Origin of the sequence: Lacihabitans lacunae (assembly GCF_042649125.1) — a bacterium.
GTDB classification, from domain to species: Bacteria; Bacteroidota; Bacteroidia; order Cytophagales; family Spirosomataceae; genus Leadbetterella; species Leadbetterella lacunae.
Map to the genome: position 1 here is coordinate 4,298,862 of NZ_JBHRYQ010000001.1, position 21,392 is coordinate 4,320,253.

17 protein-coding genes are annotated in these 21,392 nt (G+C 39.7%); 9 read left to right on the top strand and 8 right to left on the bottom strand.

Annotated elements, in window-relative coordinates:
• Positions 1-15 precede the first annotated feature (15 nt).
• From ACFOOI_RS18475 to ACFOOI_RS18485, 3 genes are all read right to left on the bottom strand, one after another.
• Positions 16-660 (bottom strand): DUF1801 domain-containing protein, encoded by a 645-nt coding sequence (locus ACFOOI_RS18475; RefSeq protein WP_379839543.1) that lies wholly within the window; start codon positions 658-660, stop codon positions 16-18.
• Positions 661-681: 21 nt separating this feature from the next.
• The gene (locus tag ACFOOI_RS18480; RefSeq protein WP_379839544.1) at positions 682-1,260 is read right to left on the bottom strand and encodes a YdeI/OmpD-associated family protein; all 579 of its coding nucleotides are present in this window, start codon (positions 1,258-1,260) and stop codon (positions 682-684) included.
• A gap of 265 nt (positions 1,261-1,525) precedes the next feature.
• The gene (locus tag ACFOOI_RS18485; RefSeq protein WP_379839545.1) at positions 1,526-2,035 is read right to left on the bottom strand and encodes a DUF4386 domain-containing protein; all 510 of its coding nucleotides are present in this window, start codon (positions 2,033-2,035) and stop codon (positions 1,526-1,528) included.
• A 514-nt stretch (positions 2,036-2,549) separates the two neighbouring features.
• Between ACFOOI_RS18485 and ACFOOI_RS18490 the strand changes: the two genes are divergently transcribed.
• Positions 2,550-4,061, top strand: a complete 1,512-nt coding sequence (locus tag ACFOOI_RS18490) for a DUF1593 domain-containing protein (protein WP_379839546.1) — start codon at positions 2,550-2,552, stop codon at positions 4,059-4,061.
• A gap of 7 nt (positions 4,062-4,068) precedes the next feature.
• On the opposite strand, the gene pelA is transcribed toward ACFOOI_RS18490, so the two are convergent.
• The 4 genes from pelA to ACFOOI_RS18510 all read right to left on the bottom strand — a co-directional run bounded on the left by pelA (position 4,069) and on the right by ACFOOI_RS18510 (position 9,157).
• A complete protein-coding gene (gene pelA, locus ACFOOI_RS18495; protein ID WP_379839547.1) occupies positions 4,069-5,091 on the bottom strand; it encodes a pectate lyase in 1,023 nt (340 codons plus the stop codon).
• Positions 5,092-5,104: 13 nt separating this feature from the next.
• Positions 5,105-7,444, bottom strand: a complete 2,340-nt coding sequence (locus ACFOOI_RS18500) for a glycosyl hydrolase family 28 protein (protein ID WP_379839548.1) — start codon at positions 7,442-7,444, stop codon at positions 5,105-5,107.
• 74 nt (positions 7,445-7,518) lie between these two features.
• Positions 7,519-8,349 carry a 5-dehydro-4-deoxy-D-glucuronate isomerase gene (gene kduI / locus ACFOOI_RS18505; RefSeq protein WP_379839549.1) on the bottom strand — a complete coding sequence of 277 codons (831 nt, stop codon included), beginning with the start codon at positions 8,347-8,349 and terminating at the stop codon, positions 7,519-7,521.
• Between the two features lie 46 nt (positions 8,350-8,395).
• A complete protein-coding gene (locus ACFOOI_RS18510; RefSeq protein ID WP_379839550.1) occupies positions 8,396-9,157 on the bottom strand; it encodes an SDR family NAD(P)-dependent oxidoreductase in 762 nt (253 codons plus the stop codon).
• A 193-nt stretch (positions 9,158-9,350) separates the two neighbouring features.
• Between ACFOOI_RS18510 and ACFOOI_RS18515 the strand changes: the two genes are divergently transcribed.
• The 6 genes from ACFOOI_RS18515 (at position 9,351) to ACFOOI_RS18540 (ending at position 16,723) form a co-directional block, all read left to right on the top strand.
• Positions 9,351-10,346 carry a LacI family DNA-binding transcriptional regulator gene (locus tag ACFOOI_RS18515; RefSeq protein ID WP_379839551.1) on the top strand — a complete coding sequence of 332 codons (996 nt, stop codon included), beginning with the start codon at positions 9,351-9,353 and terminating at the stop codon, positions 10,344-10,346.
• A 117-nt stretch (positions 10,347-10,463) separates the two neighbouring features.
• Complete coding sequence (locus ACFOOI_RS18520) at positions 10,464-11,816, top strand: hypothetical protein (RefSeq protein ID WP_379839552.1); 1,353 nt, start codon at positions 10,464-10,466, stop codon at positions 11,814-11,816.
• A 133-nt stretch (positions 11,817-11,949) separates the two neighbouring features.
• Complete coding sequence (rhaT, locus tag ACFOOI_RS18525) at positions 11,950-13,002, top strand: L-rhamnose/proton symporter RhaT (protein WP_379839553.1); 1,053 nt, start codon at positions 11,950-11,952, stop codon at positions 13,000-13,002.
• A gap of 81 nt (positions 13,003-13,083) precedes the next feature.
• Positions 13,084-13,950, top strand: a complete 867-nt coding sequence (locus ACFOOI_RS18530) for a dienelactone hydrolase family protein (protein WP_379839554.1) — start codon at positions 13,084-13,086, stop codon at positions 13,948-13,950.
• 146 nt (positions 13,951-14,096) lie between these two features.
• Positions 14,097-15,818: a GMC oxidoreductase gene (locus tag ACFOOI_RS18535; protein WP_379839555.1), complete on the top strand. Its 1,722-nt coding sequence runs from the start codon at positions 14,097-14,099 to the stop codon at positions 15,816-15,818.
• Positions 15,819-16,129: 311 nt separating this feature from the next.
• A complete protein-coding gene (locus ACFOOI_RS18540; RefSeq protein WP_379839556.1) occupies positions 16,130-16,723 on the top strand; it encodes a gluconate 2-dehydrogenase subunit 3 family protein in 594 nt (197 codons plus the stop codon).
• A 59-nt stretch (positions 16,724-16,782) separates the two neighbouring features.
• Here ACFOOI_RS18540 and ACFOOI_RS18545 read toward each other — a convergent pair whose 3' ends face one another.
• Positions 16,783-17,565, bottom strand: a complete 783-nt coding sequence (locus ACFOOI_RS18545) for a cupin (RefSeq protein ID WP_379839557.1) — start codon at positions 17,563-17,565, stop codon at positions 16,783-16,785.
• A gap of 296 nt (positions 17,566-17,861) precedes the next feature.
• On the opposite strand from ACFOOI_RS18545, the gene ACFOOI_RS18550 reads away from it, so the two are divergent.
• Both ACFOOI_RS18550 and ACFOOI_RS18555 read left to right on the top strand, forming a co-directional pair.
• Positions 17,862-19,973 carry a bifunctional aldolase/short-chain dehydrogenase gene (locus ACFOOI_RS18550; protein WP_379839558.1) on the top strand — a complete coding sequence of 704 codons (2,112 nt, stop codon included), beginning with the start codon at positions 17,862-17,864 and terminating at the stop codon, positions 19,971-19,973.
• 126 nt (positions 19,974-20,099) lie between these two features.
• Entirely contained in the window at positions 20,100-21,380 is a 1,281-nt protein-coding gene (locus tag ACFOOI_RS18555) for a sugar isomerase (protein ID WP_379839559.1), read from the top strand.
• The last annotated feature ends 12 nt before the right edge of the window (positions 21,381-21,392 follow it).

Consider the following 21,392-nt stretch of genomic DNA (forward strand, 5'->3'; position numbering starts at 1 on the left):
ATTACATTTTTTATTTTACAAGTATTTGTGAGAGCCGTCACAAGTGGGCATTCTTTTCGAATGGCCACAGGTGCAGTCATTTATGCCTTTGCCGCTTAATATTTTGGGGGTATATTTTTCAATTCTATCGAGTCTAGATTTCGCTTGTTTGGCTCCCGAAAAATACAAGTTATACGCCCGCTGTCTTCCAGGAGTAAGTGCTGTAAAAGCCGCTTTGAAAGTGACATCGGCATCAAGTTTGGTTTGAAGCTCTTCGACTAGCACCAATTCATCATTACTTTTAAAAGGAACTTCAATTCCTGCTTTTTCTACTTCAATGGCCTCAAATATGTATGCTTTTAGGGTTGCTTTAAGCGTAGTAATTTGTTCTAATTCCGTGATTTTTACTATGCGAGCCGACTGCGTGTTTTCGCCCTGTTTTACCAAAATGCCCGCCTTGTCTTGTAGTAATACTCCTTTGAAAAAACTGAGGACACAAAAATCTTTGAAACCACCAATAATACAAATGTTTTTTCCTTTAAATGAATAGCACGGCTGTTTCCACTTTAAGTCTTCGGTTAGGCCGCAGTCACGTAATATTATTCGCAATTGCTCAAGTTCGGCTTTCCATTTTTTAATGTTTTCAAAAAATACGTCTACTTCGGGGTTTGGGGCGTTCATGTAGTTCTAATAAGTTTTATATCAATCATTTAGTCCTTTTCCTTCTAAGATCATCGGGATGTATTTCTCTACTCTAGCCTCCCTGGTTTTAGATTGCTTGGGTTGCGAAAAGTTTAACAAATAAGCTCTTTGGCGACCTGGCGTGAGTGCCTCAAAGGCGGCTTTTAGCTTTGGCATTTCGTCTAATTTGGTTTGAAACTCTTCGGCTACTTCAAATTCCTTCGCTTTTTTGAGTTCCACTTTTATACCGGCCTTGTCTAATTCAATGGCTTCAAAAATATATGCTTTTAATGTAGCCTCTAAGTTTTCTATTTCTGCTAAACTGGTAAAACGCATTTGTCTGGCCGCTTGCACGTTTTCAGTTTGTTGGATCAATATGCCGTCTGCGTCTTGAATCAATGCACCCTGAAAAAACAATACGGCACAATACTCTTTAAAGCCATGAATAAGTACGATGTTTCCTTTGTGGTGAATGTAACACGGACAGCCCCATTTTAGCTCTTCTATCAAGCCACACGAAAGTATTATACTTCTAAGTTTTTTGTATTCTTCTTGCCATTGCTTGGCCTTGGTGAAGTAAAAATCTACTTTTGGGTTCATCTTTATCAGATTAAGTGATAAATAAAGTCTAATCTCAATTTTTAAAAAAGCCGCTTCATTTGTCTATTAAAACGAAGGTAAGAAAAGGTTTTTTTATTTTCAATTTACTGCATATTCGCAAAGGCTTTTTAACTATTGTCTTTTGGTATTTTAGCACCTAAAAATACAAGCCATGCCAAAAATATCACCTCACCAAATGTCATGAATTCGCATCCATTAATTATGTTTTCAGCTGCTGGAAATAAGATTTTGATAAATGAACCTGCTAAATAACCGATGCCCCGATAATCACTATAGGACCCAAAACTTTAGGGAAATACCCGGATTTGTAGACCAGGTAACCAAGAGGAAATAACCATAAACCCCAAAATATGGCGGCTATTACTACTCCCATTTTGTGTAAATACAAGAAAAGCTCCAACAATTCGGGGTTATTTAGGGTTTTCAAAACCGCTAAATAGTTGAGTTCATTAAGCATGGCAATGGGTACGCCCACAAGTGTAAAAATCAACATTAAAGTTGCTTGAGTTTTGTGAATGTGTTTAAAAAAGTGGTACAGTAAAACCGCGGCACAAATGTATATTAATTGGGTAAGGAGACTAGCGGCGATGCCGGCTCTGAAAACTAGCTCGTTTGCTAAAATATTCTGTGCGGTTAAAGTGAGATCATTTGCTACTAATAGTTTGCTTGGAATATACATGATGCCAAACATACCGGTGAGCATCCAAATCGGATATAGAATTCTGAGCGAAGTGAGTGTTTTTCGGAGTGACATGCTTTAAGGTGTTTATTTTAAACAAAATAGGTGTAGTTATTTAGAAAAAACTAAAGAGCTTTATAGAAATGTTGATGAAAATTGACAAGAGGATATTATCTCTTTTGAAAGGAGTCGATACGAAATTTTAATTGTAATAATTGACTGGTGGTCAGCGATAACTGTCTTGAATATTTTCAACTTTTATTTTAGCCCGTGTTTACTACTGTTTAAACTTAGGTTTTTGTGGGCATAGTTTTTTGAACATTACTTTAATTCAAAACATGCATAAATGCCCCGCGGCATGGGATAGTAATGGAGCTCTTTTGGCTGGCCTTTGGCCTGACAAAAAGCGGGAATGGATAGCCCGGTGCCTGGCGAAGACGGCAGCCGCCCTAATAATATTGTATTTGTTGTTTTGTATTCGAGTAAGTGCTTGAGATTTAGGTGGAAAATGAGTTAGATTTTGTTTTAAAAATTTGATTGTAAACCGTTGAAGAATCTTATATTTACGCAACTATTTTATTTGACCTATATGAAAAATCTACTTTTGGCGGTATTGGCTTCATGTTTTTTGTGGGCTTGTGTGAATTCTGAGCCTATCAAAAGGGCCAAACCTAGGACCATAATTACGACCGATGGCGAAATAGACGATGTGGATTCGTTTGTGAGAATGTTGCTCTACGCTAACGAATTTAAGATTGAAGGCTTGGTGTACAGCAGCTCCATGTGGCATTACAAAGGCGACGGCAAAGGCACTACGTTTGTGTCAGAAATGGAGATGACCAAACAGATATATCCCAAACCGCGGACAGACCTAAGATGGGCGGGTGTAAACTGGATTCAGGACTTGCTGAAGGCTTATGCTGAGGTGTATCCGTCATTAAGTAAAAACGGAGAGGGATTTCCTTCTGCTGAAGAATTGGGTGGTTTGGTAAAAGTTGGCAATATAGATTTTGAAGGTGAAATGGCAATAGATACCGAGGGCTCAAACTGGATAAAAGAGAAGTTGTTAGACAGTGACTATAGCCCCATTTATCTGCAAGCATGGGGCGGAACAAATACCATAGCGAGGGCCTTAAAGTCGATAGAAGAAACCTATAGTGGGAAAGAAAATTGGAAGGAGATTTATAAAAAAGTGTCTGAAAAGGCGATTATTTACACGATAATGGACCAAGACGCTACCTATAAAAACTATGTGGCGAAGGCGTGGCCTGATATAAAAGTGTTGTATAATTCTAACCAGTTTTTTGTGTTGGCGTATCCTTGGAAATCGGTTATGCCCAAGGATTTGCAGAAGTATTTTGACGGGAAGTTTATGGGTGAAAACATAATAAACGACCACGGTCCGCTAATGAAAATGTACTATAGTTACGGTGATGGGCAAAAACAGACAGGCGATGAGGAGCACATTCATGGTGACCCTAATAAAATGACGAATGCCCAATGGGGGAGTTTTGTGAAATATGATTTTATATCCGAAGGAGACTCTCCGGCGTATTTACACTTGATAGATGTGGGTCTTATGAACTTAGACCACCCAGACTATGGCGGGTGGGGCGGAAGATTGGTGCAAAGTAAAACCAATCCAAACCGTTGGGAAGACGGTGTTACTGCGGCCGATTATAACCCACAAAAAGATACTTTAGATTTAGCTTACGCACAATTGCGATGGTTGGCAGCTATTCAAAACGATTTTGCAGCTCGGGCAGACTGGTGCGTAAAACCCTTCGAGGAGTGTAATCACCCTCCTGTGGTGGCAGCAAAAGCCATGACATTCCGATCAGCCATAGCAGGTGAAACGGTAAATTTTGGGGTTAATGCCACAGACCCTGACGGAGATAAAATGAAAATTAGATTTTGGGAATATAGAGAGGCGGGGAAAAATAGCAGTGCCGTAGCAGTGTCTTATCATGAGGACCTTGCGAGTGTTAAAATACCAGAAACTGCGAAAGCTGGAGACACTTATCACATTATCTGTGAAGTGGAGGATGAGGGAAAACCCGCTCTCACACGATACGCCCGTTGGGTGTTTACCGTAAATTAGGGCTTGATTATTTTCCCCATTTTGCTACCCATGCCGGGTATTCCTTGTTTATGAGGTTATAAGGCCAAGTTCCGTAGTAGGCATATCCGCTTCTTCGCTCAAACTCTATCTCGGCGATTGCATATTTGACTTGGCTGTCGCGACCTACAAAAATAGGTCGGTTTGTTTCTAAGTCATAAAACCTCGCCCAAAGCGTATGTCCAGGAGCTGAAATAAGCACCCGGTCTTTTCTTTTAGAGCCATTTGGGTCGTCCACGAATTTTACATCAGCATCGGGAATTTTCACTTGGTCTAACCATGAGACCGCAGCCTCAATAGCAGTTTTTATTTCTTCTGAAGGGTGCTCTATTTGCATTAAAAATCTTACGATTCCCACGCTTTCGTTTCCACTTAAGGAGGGCAATTCAAACATACGAGCTTTGGCTGGTTCTAGCGTTTGTGCATCGTGTTGGGCACACCAAGCGGTTAGTTTTCCATTTTGTTTGTATTGGGTGTTGAGTAAACATTTAATCCCATTTTCCATGGCCGCTTTGGCTTTGGGTGCATATTGCTCTGGAAGTGAGGCAAATGCCCCAATTTTGTAGGCAGCCATTTTCATGATATTCATTACGTCAATCATGGCCTGGTCGTTGTAGGTGATATGGGTATGGTAGCCTTTTGTATCGGGGTACCATTGTGGCCATCCGCCAGCCTTATTTTGTGCTTTCAAAAGATAGTCGATACCTTTACAAGCAGCATTTAGGTAGGTTTTATTTTGGGTTTTAGAAAAGGAATTTATCAAATATTCTATTTCTAAAGTGGTTGATTTGTCATCTATGGTAGCATCTCCCTGGTTTTTATCTGCTAATAGCATTTTCTTTCTGGCGTCATCTATGGCCAAGTCATAATTAGTAGCATCGCCATGATACTGTGGCCAGCCTCCGTAGCTTCTTTGATACAGGAGCATTTTTTCGGCAGTACTGTCTGTCGCAATTTGGGCAAAAGTACCAAAACTGGCCAAGAAACAACACATAAGTATTTTGTATCTCATTGGATATCAGTGTTTATTTTAAACTAAAAGCCTTTTTTGAAGCTTTAGATTTAAATGTCGCTACGTTTTGAATACCTTTAGTTAGGGTATTGCTCAGGCTGATATTTTTGCTTCGTGCTCCATTTATTTCTACCAAAAGATTAGCCGTAGGGCTATAGCTAATATTTGATAATCGAATGTCCGTACTGTTTTGAATTTGGGCCACTGTTTTTGACTTTGTGTCTAACAAAACGTTTTCGAGTGAAATATTTTGGGCTTCTATGCAAACTAGGCCTTTATTGCTTGAGAAAGTACTATTTTTAATGCTGATGTTTTTGATGTTTTGCTCGGGTAAACCTCTTAACATAATGGCGGTTTCGGCACCTTTGCAATTTATGTTTTCTATATAAAAATCTTTAAAAGCAGGTGTGCCATCGTTATATGGCATCGCCAGAATTTCGGGGAGCGTGTTTTCTTCGCCCTCGAGCGGTACAGGGTCTTTGGCTTGGTAGTACATATCGAAAAGTATGGCCTCGCCCGGGATGTTATTCATCTGAATGTCTGAGATGAAGATGTTTTCTACCACGCCGCCTCGGTCTCTTTTGGTTTTAAATCGCAGGCCGATGTCTGTACCTAAGAAATTGCAATTGGTAACAAAAAGATTTTTAACACCACCGGACATTTCGGAGCCTATTACAAAACCGCCGTGACCATGAAAAACGGTGTTATTTCTGATAATGAAATTTTCGGTTGCTTTGCCGCGAAGTCTCCCTTCTTCGTCTTTACCTGACTTGATACAGATGGCGTCGTCGCCAGTATCAAAAGTGCAGTTTTCTACGATTCCGTTCTTACAAGATTCCAAATCGAGGGCGTCGTTGTTTTGTCCAAACCATGGTTTTTTTACATTTACATTTTTGATGGTTACGTGTTCACACAAAAGTGGGTGAAGTGTCCATGCTGGTGAGTTTAAAAATGTGGGGCCGTCGAGTAAAACATGCTTGCAGTTACTCAAACTGATCATGTTTGGCCTCAAAAAATCGCGATAAGCCTCATAATCGGCTAAGGTTTTTCCTTCGGTTTTTTTATTTAACCAAGTTGGGTTTTCGTTGCCATACTTTGAGGTTTCAGACGGGTACCAAGCATCTTTTTTGTCATTTAAAACCCCTCCTGTGTTGAGTAAAGTTTTCCACTGAGATTCGGTGAGCTTCGATTTTTTTACTTGCTTCCAAACTTGGCCTGCACCATCTAATGTGCCTTTGCCTGTAATGGCAATATTATGGAGGTCTTTGCCCGATATAGGGGCTTGGCAGCGATACGCCACATTGCCCTCCCAAGTGGTTTCTATGATCGGATAGTCTGCTCTATTGTCTGAAAACTGTAAAAGTGCTCCTTCGGCTATGTGTAGGTTTATGTTACTTTTTAGAGTTATCGGACCTGAAATCCAAAGCCCTTTAGGTATTAAGACTGTTCCGCCACCGTTAACTGCAGCCGCTGCTATCGCTTGGTTGATAGCAGCAGTATTTACAGTTTTGACATCGCTTCTGGCACCGAAGTTTCGGATATCGAAGGTGTCTTTTCTAAAAATTGGAGTAATAATTGCCGGTAACTGAAACGTAAATGTGTTAGGATATGGCGATTTTTTGAGCCAATCTTTAAGTGGTATTTTTTGATTGAAAATGTCTTGTGCCACTGCTGCGGCCATCACTTGGGCACCATACGCAGTGAAATGTGTGTTGTCTTCTCTTGCTTCTTTAAATTTTGGATAAAGGCCTCCCTCAAAAATCATGTAAAGGTCTTTGGAGCCTTCTACGCCGTGTTCTTTAATGATGTTTTGGCTTATGGCATGTAGGTCTATTAGAGATACCTGGTTTTTAAGTGCTACCTCTTTTACCACCTGCGGGTAATCGCCGTGGTCATCTACAATAGCTCCGTTCTCGTCAAATTTTCTACGCATTACAGGGGTAATAAGTACCGGAATTCCGCCTTTGGCTTTGGCTTCGTCTACATAGCGTTGGAGGTTTTGGCGGTAATCGGTTTGAGGGGCGGCATAGCGTAGGCTATCGCTTATTTTTTGGTCGTTATGTCCAAACTGAATCAATACATAGTCGCCTTTGCTGATGTTATCCAACACTTTTTTCCAATGCCCTTGGTCTCTAAAACTCTTGGTGCTGCGGCCATTTATGGCATAGTTGATTACTTCTACATCTTCCACAAAAAATGAATGGAATACTTGGCCCCATCCGGTTTCGGGAGCATCATAGCTATTTTTGTTGGCCATGGTGCTGTCGCCCACCAGGTGAATTTTTGGTCCGCTTGATTTCGGAGCAAAAGCAGTGGCTATACATAGCAAGCCAATGGCAAGTATATTTTTCATTTTAAAAAATATGTTTAAGGAAAAATTTGAGAAAAACAGAGAGCCCGAGTGGCTCTCTATAAGCTTTTTTGGTATTATCTTAAATGGTTAAGATTTACGAAGTCCATATCTGTAAAATCTTTGTTTTCACCAGCCATTCCCCATATAAACGAGTAGTTTGCCGAACCTGCTCCTGCATGTATACTCCAAGGCGGCGAAATGATGGCTTGGTGGTTTTGAATCCACATGTGACGAGTTTCGTCTGGTTGTCCCATAAAGTGCATTACGCCTTGGTTTTCAGGTACATCGAAGTAGCAATAAACCTCGCTACGGCGATCGTGTACGTGAGGAGGCATGGTATTCCAAATACTTCCTGAGCTCAATACGGTTAGTCCCATTACCAATTGACAACTCATGATGCCGTCATTGTGAATGTATTTGTATATCGTACGGTTGTTTGAAGTTTCTGCCGCTCCTAACACTACTGGCGAAGCGTCTTCTTTGGTAAAGTGCTTGTTTGGGTAGCTTTGGTGTGCAGGTGCGGAAAGCAAGAAAAACTGAGCGGGGTTGCTTCCATCGGCTGATTCGAATGTTACTTTTTTTGTGCCTTTTCCTAAATACACACATCCTAGTTTCTCTACTTCAAAAGTCTCACCATCGGCAGTAACTGAACCTTTTCCGGCTACGTTAATAACGCCAAGTTCTCTTCTCTCTAGAAAATAATCGCTTTTGATAGCGTTGTACACTCCCAACTCTAAAGTTTGGTTAACTGGCATAACACCACCTAAAATCATACGGTCGTAGTGTGTGTAAGTAAGTGAGATTTTATCTGCTTCAAAAAGGCTTTCCACCAAAAAGTTTTCTCTAAGGGCTTTAGTGTTCATTCCTTCCACTTCGCGTGGACTGCTTTCGTATCTTTCGTTCATGATTTATCGTATGTCTATTTTATTAAAAGCTTTATTTTAAGATTGATTATCGGCCCATCCAGCCGCCGTCTACGGTCAATATGGTGCCATGTACATATGAGGAAAGCTCAGATGCCAAAAATACAGTAGGACCTACAAAGTCTTCAGGCTCTCCCCATCTGTTGGCAGGTATTCTACTTAGTATTGAGGCACTTCTTTCAGGGTCGTTTCTTAGAGCTTCTGTATTGTCAGTAGCGATGTATCCCGGTGCTATACCATTTACATTTACGCCTTTTCCGGCCCATTCGTTTGCAAATGCTTTAATTAAACTGCCTATGGCACCTTTACTAGCTGCATAACCTGGTACATTTATGCCACCTTGGAAGGTGAGTAGCGATGCCGTAAATATTATTTTTCCCGAGCCATTTGCTATCATAGTTTTGCCTATTTCTCTGGTTATAATAAACTGAGCGTCAAGGTTTATAGCAATCACTTTGTCCCAATATTCGTCAGAATGTTCTGCTGCTGGGTTACGCATAATGGTTCCAGCATTGTTTACTAAAATGTCTATTTTGGGATGTGTGCTTTTAACTGAATTTAAAAAAGCATAAATAGAGGGTCTGTCGCTAAAATCGGCTTGGAAAGGGTAAAACTTACGACCAAGTTTTTCGATATTGGTTTGTACTTCTGAACCGCTCGCGGGCATTGTACCAGAAACTCCAATAATATCGGCTCCCGCTTTGGCTAGACCTTCTGCCATGGCTTTGCCTATTCCTCTGTTGCAACCAGTTACAATTGCAAGTTTTCCTTCTAAGTTTATTTCTATCATTTCTCTTTAGAATACTGTTTTTTGAAATGTAAGATTAAGCCACTTTTAGCTGTTAAACAAACAATAGAATTAATTAATTTATGCAATCGTTGCCATTCAAAATATTCAGGCTTCTTTTTTTAATTCTTTTTTAATTCATTTTTGATTATGTTTGTAAACAACCTTTTGTTTATCCCAAAAATTAATTTGACTCGTGGAAATTGTTACACTCAAAGATATTGCTAAAGCACTGAACCTGTCTACCTCTACGGTGTCAAGGGCTCTCCGTGATAGCTATGAGATTAATCCAGTCACCAAAAAAATGGTGGTGGATTATGCCGAGAAAGTTAATTACAGGCCTAATCCAATTGCCTTAAGTTTAAAAGAAAACAAAAGCAGATCTATTGGGGTCATTGTACCCGAAATCGCCAATAATTTTTTCTCCCAAGCCATAAACGGCATTGAAGACGAAGCTTATAAAAGAGGCTACCATGTAGTTATATTCCAAAGTCACGAATCGCTCGAAAGAGAAATCTCGAATGTGAGCCATTTGTATGCACGCAAAGTAGACGGCTTGGTGATTTCGCTATCTGGAGCCACCACCGATGTTTCGCATATCAGCAAATATGGCCATGAAAACTTTCCTGTAGTTTATTTTGATCGTGTTCCCGAAATTGAAGATGTGCACAAAGTGCAAGCCGACAACTTTGGAGGAGCTTATGACGCCACAACTTTCTTGATTAATAGCGGAAAACTAAATATTGCCCACATTACGAGCCCGCCCACGCTTTCCATCACACGCGAGCGTTTAGCAGGTTACAGAAAAGCCCTTGAAGACAACGGAATTGCCTACAATGAAGATATCGTTAGGTTTTGTAGGTTTGACCCCGAAGAGGCCATTGATGTTATAGACGACTTAATTATCAATCACAATCCGGATTCGTTTTTTACGTGTAGCGACAGGCTCGCCATTAATACCTATCAGGCGTTTCAGGCGAGGTATGCAGATGTAAATGACCAGTTTTTGTTTTTTGGATTTACGAATCTCAATGTGGCTCATTTGTTTAAACCACCGATTCATACTGTAGTGCAGCCCGCTTACGAAATAGGCCTAGAGGCAGTGAAAATCCTTTTAGATGATATAGAAAAGCCTAAAAAACGTGTGGGTTTTGAAAATAAAATATTGAAGACCGAAATAAATGTGAAGTAAGCCAAGGTTTTAATTCACTTGACACTTTAGTTTGTACTTTGTTTCAAAAAATAGTACCAATACAAAAAGCCTAGTATATTTGTGTTTTCGAATAGCAATACCGCTAATATGATACCTATGTATAGACCTTTAAAGGTACTTTTTAATGTCAGGCTACTGTTGAGTTTTTTGTTGGTAGTTTTACTTTTCCTTTCGTTCGATTTTCTTTTCCAAAAGCTTAATATTGGTATTTTGCCTGCGTCGCAAAGCGGCATAGCGTATGCAATCAAACTCACTATTTATTGGTTCTTATTTTGGGTTAATTTTCCTGTTTTAAAGCCCGTCAAAATACTCATTCTTACCCTAGCTTTCGGTATCGCCGAATCTTTGCCTTTTTTTCTTGAAACCCCATTACATTATTTAGACCAAGAAAATCTCCTTTTTGGTGCAGTGTGTATGGGTTTTGCGGCATTGGTGTTGCTGAGTTTAACTTTGAAATTCTCGTTTCAGACCATGGTTTTGGTTTTGCTTTTTGCTGTTTTGCCTTGGGTAAACTTAGGGTATGCCAATCACTTCGAAGGAAACTACAGCATGCTTGGCTTTTTTGGAATGTCAAATTGGTCTCAAGTAGTTTTTTCAGACCATATTCTGATTGATTTTAACTTGGCTTTGATTAATGGAAGTATGTTTCTGGGTGTTATTTTCTTGTTACAAGAGCTTATAAATCGAAACGAAAAAGGCCGTAAGGTCAGATTAAACGAACAGCAGTCTTTACAAAAAAAACATATTGTAATTCTAATTTTAATATTCAAAAATCTAGTATTTTGGCTTTTGGCTACCGTTTTGGTGACCTTATTAGGTATAGGAAACTTTAGTTTGTTTTCAAATAAAATCTCTGCGGTTTTAAACAGCCTAGGGGCATTGTTTTATCTGATTTGGTTTGCGTGGTTTATTCGCTCCAAAATCATGCTTTTCTTTTACGACCACACCCACGTGAAAAGCTGGCTGCCCATGTTGCTATTCTTTCCGTTTACCGATGTTTTTACGGTGCTATTATTAGCACTTATACCTGTTAGAATGCTAAGTGGATGGCTGAGTGTGGGGTATTCAAAACTAAACGGCTTATTGTTTGTTTTGGGACTCATTGCGGCGTTTGCATTGTATAATTTTTTCTTTAGGGTGGCTAAGCTGCCCGTTAGTGCCACTGAGCTAAAATCAGCTTTGCTTCAGTTAGATGTGTTTTTACCCATTATTATCGGTGCATTTTTAGCTTTTGTATTTAAAAAGCCTAAAAGCTACTTTTCTATTTTGATATTTATTTTGTTTGGCTTACCTGTCATTGCCCAGTTTATTCTCCCGAAAATTTCCGGAAATATTTCAATTACTACGCTCGTTTCGGATCTTAATTTTTACTTGTTTATTGGCCTAATTATTTTCTTTATTTCTCCAGTTTTTCATTTCAAAACCTTTTTAGGTTTAGATGATCAATAATTCCCTTAAATAGTATTTGTTTTAGAAGAAGTATTTATCTTCTAAGGTTTTTTATAGGAGAGTAAAGGAGAGTATAAGGTATATGTTCGTGTATTTTTGATTAATACAGATTATCAACCTTAATTACACTTTAATGAATGCACTTTTAGGAATCATTTTTCATTCAATCGGCGGGTTTTCGTCCGGTAGTTTTTATATGCCTTTCAAAAAAGTGAAAGGCTGGGCTTGGGAAAGCTATTGGATAGTAGGAGGGCTGTTTTCATGGCTTATTGTACCGCCTATCGCCGCATATTTAACCATTCCAAACTTCGCAGAAATAATCTCAGGAGCTTCCTCGACTGTTACAAATTTTACTTTTTTAATGGGCCTTTTGTGGGGAATCGGTGGCTTAACCTACGGTTTGGGAGTTCGGTACTTAGGCATGTCTCTTGGCAATTCGGTGGTTTTGGGCTTTTGCTCAGCTTTTGGAGCTTTGGTTCCAGCCATTTATTACGACTTTAATCCAACCGAAGGCAAAACTACCTTAACCCAAATGCTGCATAGCACAGGCGGTCAATTGGTGCTTTTTGGAGTTCTAGTTTGCATTATTGGCATCGCCATTTCGGGTAGAGCGGGCATATTGAAAGAAAGGGATTTGACCCAAGAACAAAAACTAGAAAGTGTAAAAGAATTTAGCCTAGTGAAAGGTCTAATCATTGCCATCATATCCGGAATATTGAGTTCGTTTTTTAACTTCGGAATTGAGGCAGGGAAACCTATGGCAGACGTGGCCGTAGAAACGGGAAATAATCCTTTGTTTCAAAATAATGTTACCTACATAATTGTGATGTGGGGCGGCTTAACTACCAATTTTCTGTGGTGTATGTACTTGAATTTTAAAAATAAGACTTTCGGAGATTATACAAATACCAGCACGCCCATCGGTAAAAACGTCATGTTTTCGGCTTTGGCGGGTACTATGTGGTTTTTGCAGTTCTTTTTCTATGGAATGGGAGAGAGCAAACTTGGCAACGGAGCCAGTTCGTGGATACTTCACATGGCCACTATCATACTAACGGCCAATATTTGGGGATTGTACCTGAAAGAATGGACGGGGGTGTCGCCAAAAGCATTCCGAACTTTTTTGGTGGGAATCGCCACTATCATGCTATCAATCGTTTTGGTGGGAATTGGAAATGCAATGTAAAATATGTTTGAACATTAATTGATTTATTTGGTTTAACTTTCGATATTAGTTATCGGTTTACAAACAATCAATTTAAATCTTATGAATAAGTTAATTTTCTTTTTGCCTTTGCTGTTTGTGTATTCGTTTATCAATCCATTTTTTGGGTCGGTTTCGGAGCAAAAATTAGACAGCCAAATTACGGTTTGTCATAACGTTCCTTTCGACGATATGCGTCAGTTTGCTTTAGACCCGGAGTTTCAAGCCTTGCATCCATCGCCAATAGCACTTGAATATGATGGCATGGGAGAGAAAGTAAGTTTCAAAACCACTGATGGGGTTGACGGGACGGGCTATTTTATTAAAGCTAAAAAGAAATCAGATAAGTGGCTTTTGGTTTACCAAGAGTGGTGGGGACTAAATGAGTACATTGAGCGTCAATCAGATATTTTTTACAAAGACTTGGGCGAAAACGTAAACGTGTTAGCAGTAGATATGTATGATGGAAAATCTACTTCGGATCCACAAGAAGCAGGAAAACTCATGATGGGAGCCAAAGAAGACCGCTTAGTAGCCTTGGTAAATGGAGCAGTAGCTTATGCAGGTCCGAAGGCCAAAATAGCCAATGTAGGTTGGTGTTTTGGGGGAGGTTGGTCACTTAGGTCTGCGATTTTAGGGGGCAAAAACACCGTAGGTTCTGTGATGTATTACGGAATGCCTGTGACAGACATTAACGAATTGAAAAAGTTAAATTCAGATGTTTTGGGACTTTTTGCCACAGAAACTAGAATCTCTAAAGAGGTGATTGAGAAGTTTGCGGAAAACATGAAAGCGGCGGGAAAAAAACTAGATTACAAGATTTTTCCAGGCGTGCATGGTTTTGCTAATCCTAGCAATCCTAAGTTTGACGAGGAAGGTAGTAAAGAAGCCTATGCAATGGCAATAAAATATCTTAAAAGTAAGTTTTAAGAAGAATCGCAAGTATTAAAATATTAGATAATTAAAGCCCGAAAGGGCTTTTTTTATTTGTTTGTGTCAAGATGACATTTATTTTTGAAAATACCTTAATTTTTAATAGCTTGCATATTAGAGTTTCAACCTATAATATAGTTTAAATGGCAAATTTAAATACAACCTTAAATAAAACTAACGCTTACGATGCAATCGTGATTGGATCAGGAATGAGCGGAAGTTGGGCAGCTAAAGAACTTTCCGAAAAGGGGCTTAAAACCCTGGTTTTGGAAAAAGGTCGAATGGTAAATCACATTGTAGATTATCCTACCATGATGCAAGACCCTTGGGACAAGGAACACCGCGGTTCACTTACACCCGAAGAAAGGGAACGTCACCATATTCAAATCAGGAGTGGTTTTGTGGGAAGCGACACCAAGCATTTTTATACAAACGATCAAGAAAACCCCTACCAAGAAATTCAGCCTTTCGACTGGATTAGAGGAAACCAAATAGGTGGGCGTTCACTTTTGTGGGGAAAACATACATACAGATGGTCTGATTACGATTTTGAGGCAAATGCCAGAGAAGGGATAGCAGTAGACTGGCCGATTCGCTACAAAGACATTGCTCCATGGTACAGTTATGTTGAAAAATTCGTGGGTATTTCGGGAGAAAAACTTGGGCTTAGTCACTTGCCAGATGGTGAGTTTCAGCCGCCTTTTCCGTTAAACTGTTTAGAGAAAAGTTTCAAAGAAAGCATTCAAGGGAAATTTAAAGATAGATATGTAACTACCGGTAGAGTTGCTCACTTAACGGAGCCAACCGAGGAGCAGTTGGCCTTAGGAAGAGGAAAATGCCAAACCCGAAACAGATGCTCACGTGGATGTCCTTATGGTGCTTATTTTTCTGCCAATTCAGCTACCTTACCAGCTGCAAATAACACAGGAAATTTTGTGATTCGACCAAACTCTGTAGCTGCTGAGATTTTGTTTGATCCCAAAACCCAACTTGCCACAGGCGTAAAAGTAATTGACTCTGAAACCATGGAAGAGCATATTTTTACAGCAAAAATTATATTCTCATGTGCTTCGGCTATGGCTACTGCCCAAATATTATTAAACTCTACATCGGAGCGTTTTCCGAACGGAATGGGCAATGACAGCGGCGAACTTGGGCATAATATTATGGATCACCATTATCATGTAGGTGCCATGGGCGACTTTGATGGTCTTGAGGAAGACTATTACAAAGGCCGTAAGCCAGTGGGTATTTTTATTCCAAAATATGTAAATATCGACAAGGCCAGCCAAAACAAAAGCTTTTTGAGAGGGTATGACTACCAAGGTGGTTCAGGAAGAGCAAATTGGGGCAGAGGTACTGATGCCGTGGGAGTAGGAGCAGACTTTAAGGAGTCGCTTTATAAACCAGGCCCTTGGAATATGTCGCTTATGGGCTTTGGTGAAGTATTGCCTTACCACGAAAACAAAATGCATTTGGATAAAACTAAAACAGACAAATGGGGAATTCCTCAGATAGTTTTTGATGCTGGTTTCAAGAAAAACGAAATTGAAATGCGTAAGCAAATCAAGGCCGATGCAGTTGAAATGTTAGAGATAGCAGGTTTTAAAAACATTCAATCGTTTGATCACTCAGGTGGAATGGGTGTGGGAGTTCACGAAATGGGAACTGCTAGAATGGGTCGTGATCCAAAAACTTCGGTTTTAAATGGAAATAATCAACTTCACAGTGTAAAAAATGTCTTTGTGACGGACGGTGCATGTATGACAAGTTCAAACTGCGTAAACCCTTCAATTACCTATATGGCATTAACCGCTCGTGCGGCAAATTTTGCAGTGGAGGAGTTGAATAAGAAGAATTTGTGAGTATTGAGTAGAGAGTAATGGGTTTCGGTTCTTTATTATTTTGTAAATGAAAATAAATAGATTTGAGGATGTTATTGCTTGGTAAAAAGGCCAGGAATAGGCAGTTCATATTTATACAAATTTTTCAACTTTGAAGGATTATAGACTTAAAAATCAAATATGTCGATGAATTTCAAAATTAATTCGAAGGAAACTCAAACATTATTATAGACTTATTAAAATCACTTGAGTGAATTCATTGAACATTTAACTCGCTACTCTTAATGCTATACCAGAAGTACAGTTTTTCAACCTATTAAAATAAAATAAAAATGAACAGAAGAGATTATATAAAAAATACAGCCGCAGCACTTGGCTTATCTTTGGTTGGGGTTTCTATGTCTGAGATTCTAATATCTTGTAAAGAGCAGGCTAAGTTAGACTGGAAACCGGTTTTCTTTACCAATAACCAAGCGGCTTTAATTGCGGAAATAGCAGAAACTATTTTACCTAAAACCAAAACTCCGGGTGCCAAAGACATGGGCGTGCCTCAGTTTATTGATGTAATGGTAAAAGAAACCATGGACGAAGCTGGTCAAAAGGAATTGGTTGCTGGATTAGATGCTTTTGAAAAAGATGTGGAGTTGCAGTATGGCCATTCCTTTCTTAAGCTTTCTCCTGAAAAGAAAATTGAGTGTATCACCAAAATTGATAAAGATAAACCCCGTTCGGGACTTTCTATGTGGGGTATACCCTTAGAAAATGACCCACCGAAACCTACTTTTTTCAAAACCATAAAAGGCCTTACGCTTTTTGGTTTTTATACTTCCGAAGATATCGGTAAAAATATATTGGTCTATGACCCAGTTCCAGGAGAATTCCAAGGTTGTATTCCTCTAAATGGCCAAAATGCTTGGACTGAGTAAAGTTTTAGTTGTAGTAAAAAGCTCCATTTTGTTAGTTCAATATGGAGCTTTTTTGGTTTTTAATCAAACTGAAAAGCAAAATAGGTTACTTGTTTTTTACCCACATTTTTGATTCCATGTAAGTCCATCGATTGCAAAAATATCACGTCGCCATCTGTGGCAGCATGTGTTTTTTCGTTGATATATTCTTCTACTTGCGAGCTACCTGGCTCCAGCTGAATAGGTAAAATAATTTCGGCAGGTAGGTGTGTATGTGCGGCATGGCTCATAATGCCTGGGTTGAGCGTAGTGGTATGCATCTCAAGGCGATTTAACATGTTTGTTGGTCTATTCAAAAAATCCTTTCTTCCGCCTTTTGGGTTTTCTATAAACTTTGCTTCTTCCCACGGTATCATAACCGAGCCGCCACTGCTTTTTCCTCTTGCCGTATTTGTGGAGTCTTTTGAGAAAAACTGAAACACGTAATACGTTACATTTTGTGAGCTAGTGTTTTCTAGTTTTCGCGTGTCTTCAGGCATTATTAAGGCCAAACTACCAGCAGGTAAGTCTTTGCTTACACCGTTAATCGTTAAGTGTAAAACACCTTCTTTTATAATGAGCATCTCTTCATTTGCCTGAGTATAGTGCTCTTTTAAGAAGCCCTTTGGGTATAGCGTAGTGGCGTGCACTTTAAAAAGGGAAAGGGTTGGAGTTGTAGTCTCCAAAATTTTCCGTTGCTGAGCTATGGGTCTTTCTATCACTTCCTGTTCGCTCCATTTTATAACCTGCGATGCAAGCCGTTTTTGGGCAAATACTGAGGTAGATAAAAGTGATAAAGTCAAAACGAGTGGTTTACTGTTCATGGTTGTTTTGTAGTTTAAATAAATGATATTTATTTGCCTTCTGAAAAACGGAAGACTTAGGCTGAATAATGTCAAATATAGGTTCAAAAGTTTATATTTTCTTATTTCTTTATATTTGTGAGATTTTCATATAATAATTCATTTTTTATAAAAATCAGGTATTGGGATTTCCTCAAATGTCACGAATGTTGAATACCAAGAATACCCTTTTTTAAGCCTAAAGTCAGTACAGTAAAGGACAGTTGCGGGTCGCTATACATATATTTTTACACGATAAACATACCAGAATAATATACATGTCTTCTAACAATTCTACATTCAAACACGTAAGCTATCTATGGGATGACGCCAAAGCCGCTTCAATGGCCGGTGACGAAGTCGCATTGTTTATTTATAGATCTAATTTATTAGGAGCAGACCTCCGATTAACTAATTATGGAGGTGGAAACACGTCTGTAAAAATCACCGACAAAGACCCACTAACTGGCCAAGAAACCGAAGTTATGTGGATCAAAGGCTCAGGTGGCGATATCGGTACTTTGAAAAAGTCGGGTTGTGCGGCATTGTATATGGAGCGTTTACTTAATCTCGAAAAAGTATACAAAGGCATAGCCCAAGAAGACGAAATGGTGGAACTTTTTAACCACTGTATTTTCGATTTGGCTTCAAAAGCCCCTTCGATAGATACACCTTTGCATGGATTTTTACCATTTAAACATATAGACCACTTGCACCCTGACGCTGCCATTGCGATAGCAGCCGCCAAAGACGGCAAAAAAATCACGGACGAGCTATTTAATGGCGAAATCGGTTGGGTAGAGTGGCAAAGACCAGGTTTTGATTTAGGACTAAAGCTTAGGGCTTGCCTGCAAGAAGCAGCCGCAAAAGGAATCGCACTGAAAGGAATCATGTTGGGTTCTCACGGTTTGTTTACGTGGGGAGACACCGCTTACAGCAGTTATATCAACACCTTAGAAGTTATAGAAAAGTGTGCAGAATTTTTGGAAGAAAACTACGGCAAAAAACGTCCAGTTTTTGGAGGAGAAAAAGCACCAAGTTTAGCAGAAGCAGATAGAAAAACCAAAGCGGCGAGTTTAGCTCCTACGCTTAGAGGGTATTGCTCTTCAGAACGAAAAATGGTGGGCCACTTCACAGACGATCCAAGGGTTTTGGAGTTTATCAACTCAAACGACTTGGCTAAGTTGGCACCTTTGGGCACCTCTTGTCCCGATCATTTTTTAAGAACAAAGATTGCTCCTTTGGTATTAGACCCAACCAAAGTGGAAGACGCAGCCTATCTAGAAAGTGTATTTGAAGCCTATAGAGCTGGATATAAAGCGTATTACGACGCATGCAAACATGCAAATTCACCTGCTATGCGTGACCCCAATCCGGTGGTTATCCTTTATCCGGGTGTGGGTATGTTTACTTTTGCCAAAGACAAAACCATGGCACGTTTGGCGTCGGAATATTACACCAACGCCATCAACGTAATGAAAGGTGCTGAGGCGGTTTCAGAGTACACCTCGTTGCCTCACCAAGAAGCATTTGATATAGAATATTGGTTGCTAGAAGAAGCCAAACTTCAGCGTATGCCTAAAGCAAAGGCCCTTTCGGGTAGAATAGCGGTGGTAACAGGAAGTGCAGGCGGAATCGGAAAGGCGATTGCCAAGAAATTTGCCAAAGAAGGAGCTTGTGTAATTTTAAATGATATCAACCAAGAGAGACTAGACGCAGCCACTGCAGAATTTACAGCCTTGTTTGGCAAAGATGCCGTTTCATCCACATTGTTAAATGTAACGGATACTGCTTCAGCACAAGCCGCTTTCGATGCAACTGCCCTGGCTTTTGGAGGCGTTGATTTAGTAGTAAATAATGCTGGAATCAGTATTTCAAAATCTATTACCGAACACACGATTGAAGAATGGGATAGACTCTATGACATTTTGGTTAAAGGTCAATTTATCGTGAGTCAGGCTGCGGTGCGTGTCATGAAAAAGCAAAATATTGGCGGTGATATCGTAAATATTGCGTCAAAAAATGCCGTAGTGGCGGGGCCAAATAACCCGGGATATGGATCTGCAAAAGCAGCACAAGCACACATGACGAGACTAATGGCCGCGGAGTTAGGGGTAGACAAAATAAGAGTAAACACGGTGAATCCCGATGCCGTTATTTCAGACTCAAATATTTGGGCAGGCGGATGGGCCGAAGGCCGTGCAAAAGCATACGGAATTACGGTTGAGGAACTTCCTGCATATTACGCCAAAAGAACTTTGTTAAATGAAATCATCCTTCCAGACGATATCGCAAATGCATGCTTTGCCTTAGTAGGCGGCTTGCTCAATAAGTCGACCGGAAACGCCATAAACGTAGACGGAGGAGTTGCAATGGGTTTTTATAGATAAAAAAATAGCTAATAAACGTTTTTGAAAAAATATTGAAAAGGCAGTTTTTGGAGTATCTTTAAACTGCTTTTTCTTACAAAACATTTAATTATTAGTTAATTATAGATTTTAAAATTAGAATAAAAAATGATTCTTTCGGAGAAAATAATACAAGACCACAATACCAGTTTGTTAGCGAAGCATAAACTACACTTTGAATTTGCCAAAAGCCAAATCAACGATGTAGACAGTATAATCAAAAGATTGGTGGATTTCCAAGTAGCCATACCTTCATGGGCATTGGGAACTGGAGGTACACGTTTTGGTCGTTTTCCGGGAGGAGGAGAGCCTCGTAGTTTAGAAGAGAAAATAGAAGATGTGGGTCTTTTGCATGCATTAAACAAAACTTCGGGTGCTATTTCGTTGCACATTCCTTGGGATATACCGACCGCCCCAAAGGATATTCAGACATTAGCTGCTCAGCATGGTTTGGCTTTTGATGCCGTAAATTCCAATACATTTCAAGATCAAGCAGATCAAGAATATAGCTACAAGTTTGGTTCGCTTCAAAACGTCAACAAGGCCATTCGTAAGCAGGCGGTAGATCATAATATCGAGGTTATCAAGCACGGCGTAGATTTAGGTTCAAAATCGCTAACGGTTTGGTTGTCTGATGGTTCGTGTTTTCCAGGGCAGTTAAACTTTAGAAAAGCTTTTGAGAATACTTTAGAAAGTTTACAAGAGATTTACGCAGCATTGCCAGCAGATTGGAAAATGTTTGTGGAATACAAAGCATTTGAGCCTAATTTTTATTCAATGACCGTTGGCGACTGGGGGCAATCCCTTCTTTTTGCAAATAAATTAGGTGAAAAAGCATATACTTTAGTAGACTTGGGCCACCATTTGCCAAATGCCAACATAGAGCAAATCGTGAGTTTACTCATGATGGAAGGCAAACTTGGAGGTTTCCACTTTAACGACTCTAAGTATGGCGATGACGACCTTACGGTAGGAAGTATTAAACCATACCAATTGTTCTTGATTTTCAATGAATTAACACAAGGGGCTCAGTTAAATAATGCCCCTTTTGATCAGGGTTCTGGTTTTGGTTGGATGATAGACGCTTCGCATAATATCAAAGACCCATTGGAAGATTTGCTTCAATCAGTAGAAGCCATTCAGATTGCCTATGCCCAGTCGCTTTTGGTAGATACCATAGCACTTGAAGACGCCAGACAAAACAATGACGTAGCCAAAGCTCAGGAGATTTTACAAGAAGCATACCGAACAGATGTGCGTGCCTTGGTAGCAGAAGCACGAATCAGAGCAGGTGCCTCATTGTCGCCTATTGCTGCATATAGAGATTTAAAAGTAAGAAAAGAATTAATATCGGAGAGAGGTTTGAAAACCATTGCGACTGGATTGTAAAAAGTAGTATAT

What these genes read in the sequence shown, in the direction of transcription:
- ACFOOI_RS18475 (WP_379839543.1), bottom strand. Translation starts at nt 660, where the DNA reads ATGAACGCCCCAAACCCCGAAGTAGACGTATTTTTTGAAAACATTAAA.
- ACFOOI_RS18485 (WP_379839545.1), bottom strand. Translation starts at nt 2,035, where the DNA reads ATGTCACTCCGAAAAACACTCACTTCGCTCAGAATTCTATATCCGATT.
- ACFOOI_RS18540 (WP_379839556.1), top strand. Translation starts at nt 16,130, where the DNA reads ATGAACAGAAGAGATTATATAAAAAATACAGCCGCAGCACTTGGCTTA.
- ACFOOI_RS18545 (WP_379839557.1), bottom strand. Translation starts at nt 17,565, where the DNA reads ATGAACAGTAAACCACTCGTTTTGACTTTATCACTTTTATCTACCTCA.
- pelA (WP_379839547.1), bottom strand. Translation starts at nt 5,091, where the DNA reads ATGAGATACAAAATACTTATGTGTTGTTTCTTGGCCAGTTTTGGTACT.
- rhaT (WP_379839553.1), top strand. Translation starts at nt 11,950, where the DNA reads ATGAATGCACTTTTAGGAATCATTTTTCATTCAATCGGCGGGTTTTCG.
- ACFOOI_RS18500 (WP_379839548.1), bottom strand. Translation starts at nt 7,444, where the DNA reads ATGAAAAATATACTTGCCATTGGCTTGCTATGTATAGCCACTGCTTTT.
- ACFOOI_RS18520 (WP_379839552.1), top strand. Translation starts at nt 10,464, where the DNA reads ATGTATAGACCTTTAAAGGTACTTTTTAATGTCAGGCTACTGTTGAGT.
- ACFOOI_RS18530 (WP_379839554.1), top strand. Translation starts at nt 13,084, where the DNA reads ATGAATAAGTTAATTTTCTTTTTGCCTTTGCTGTTTGTGTATTCGTTT.
- ACFOOI_RS18535 (WP_379839555.1), top strand. Translation starts at nt 14,097, where the DNA reads ATGGCAAATTTAAATACAACCTTAAATAAAACTAACGCTTACGATGCA.
- ACFOOI_RS18480 (WP_379839544.1), bottom strand. Translation starts at nt 1,260, where the DNA reads ATGAACCCAAAAGTAGATTTTTACTTCACCAAGGCCAAGCAATGGCAA.
- ACFOOI_RS18510 (WP_379839550.1), bottom strand. Translation starts at nt 9,157, where the DNA reads ATGATAGAAATAAACTTAGAAGGAAAACTTGCAATTGTAACTGGTTGC.
- kduI (WP_379839549.1), bottom strand. Translation starts at nt 8,349, where the DNA reads ATGAACGAAAGATACGAAAGCAGTCCACGCGAAGTGGAAGGAATGAAC.
- ACFOOI_RS18490 (WP_379839546.1), top strand. Translation starts at nt 2,550, where the DNA reads ATGAAAAATCTACTTTTGGCGGTATTGGCTTCATGTTTTTTGTGGGCT.
- ACFOOI_RS18555 (WP_379839559.1), top strand. Translation starts at nt 20,100, where the DNA reads ATGATTCTTTCGGAGAAAATAATACAAGACCACAATACCAGTTTGTTA.
- ACFOOI_RS18550 (WP_379839558.1), top strand. Translation starts at nt 17,862, where the DNA reads ATGTCTTCTAACAATTCTACATTCAAACACGTAAGCTATCTATGGGAT.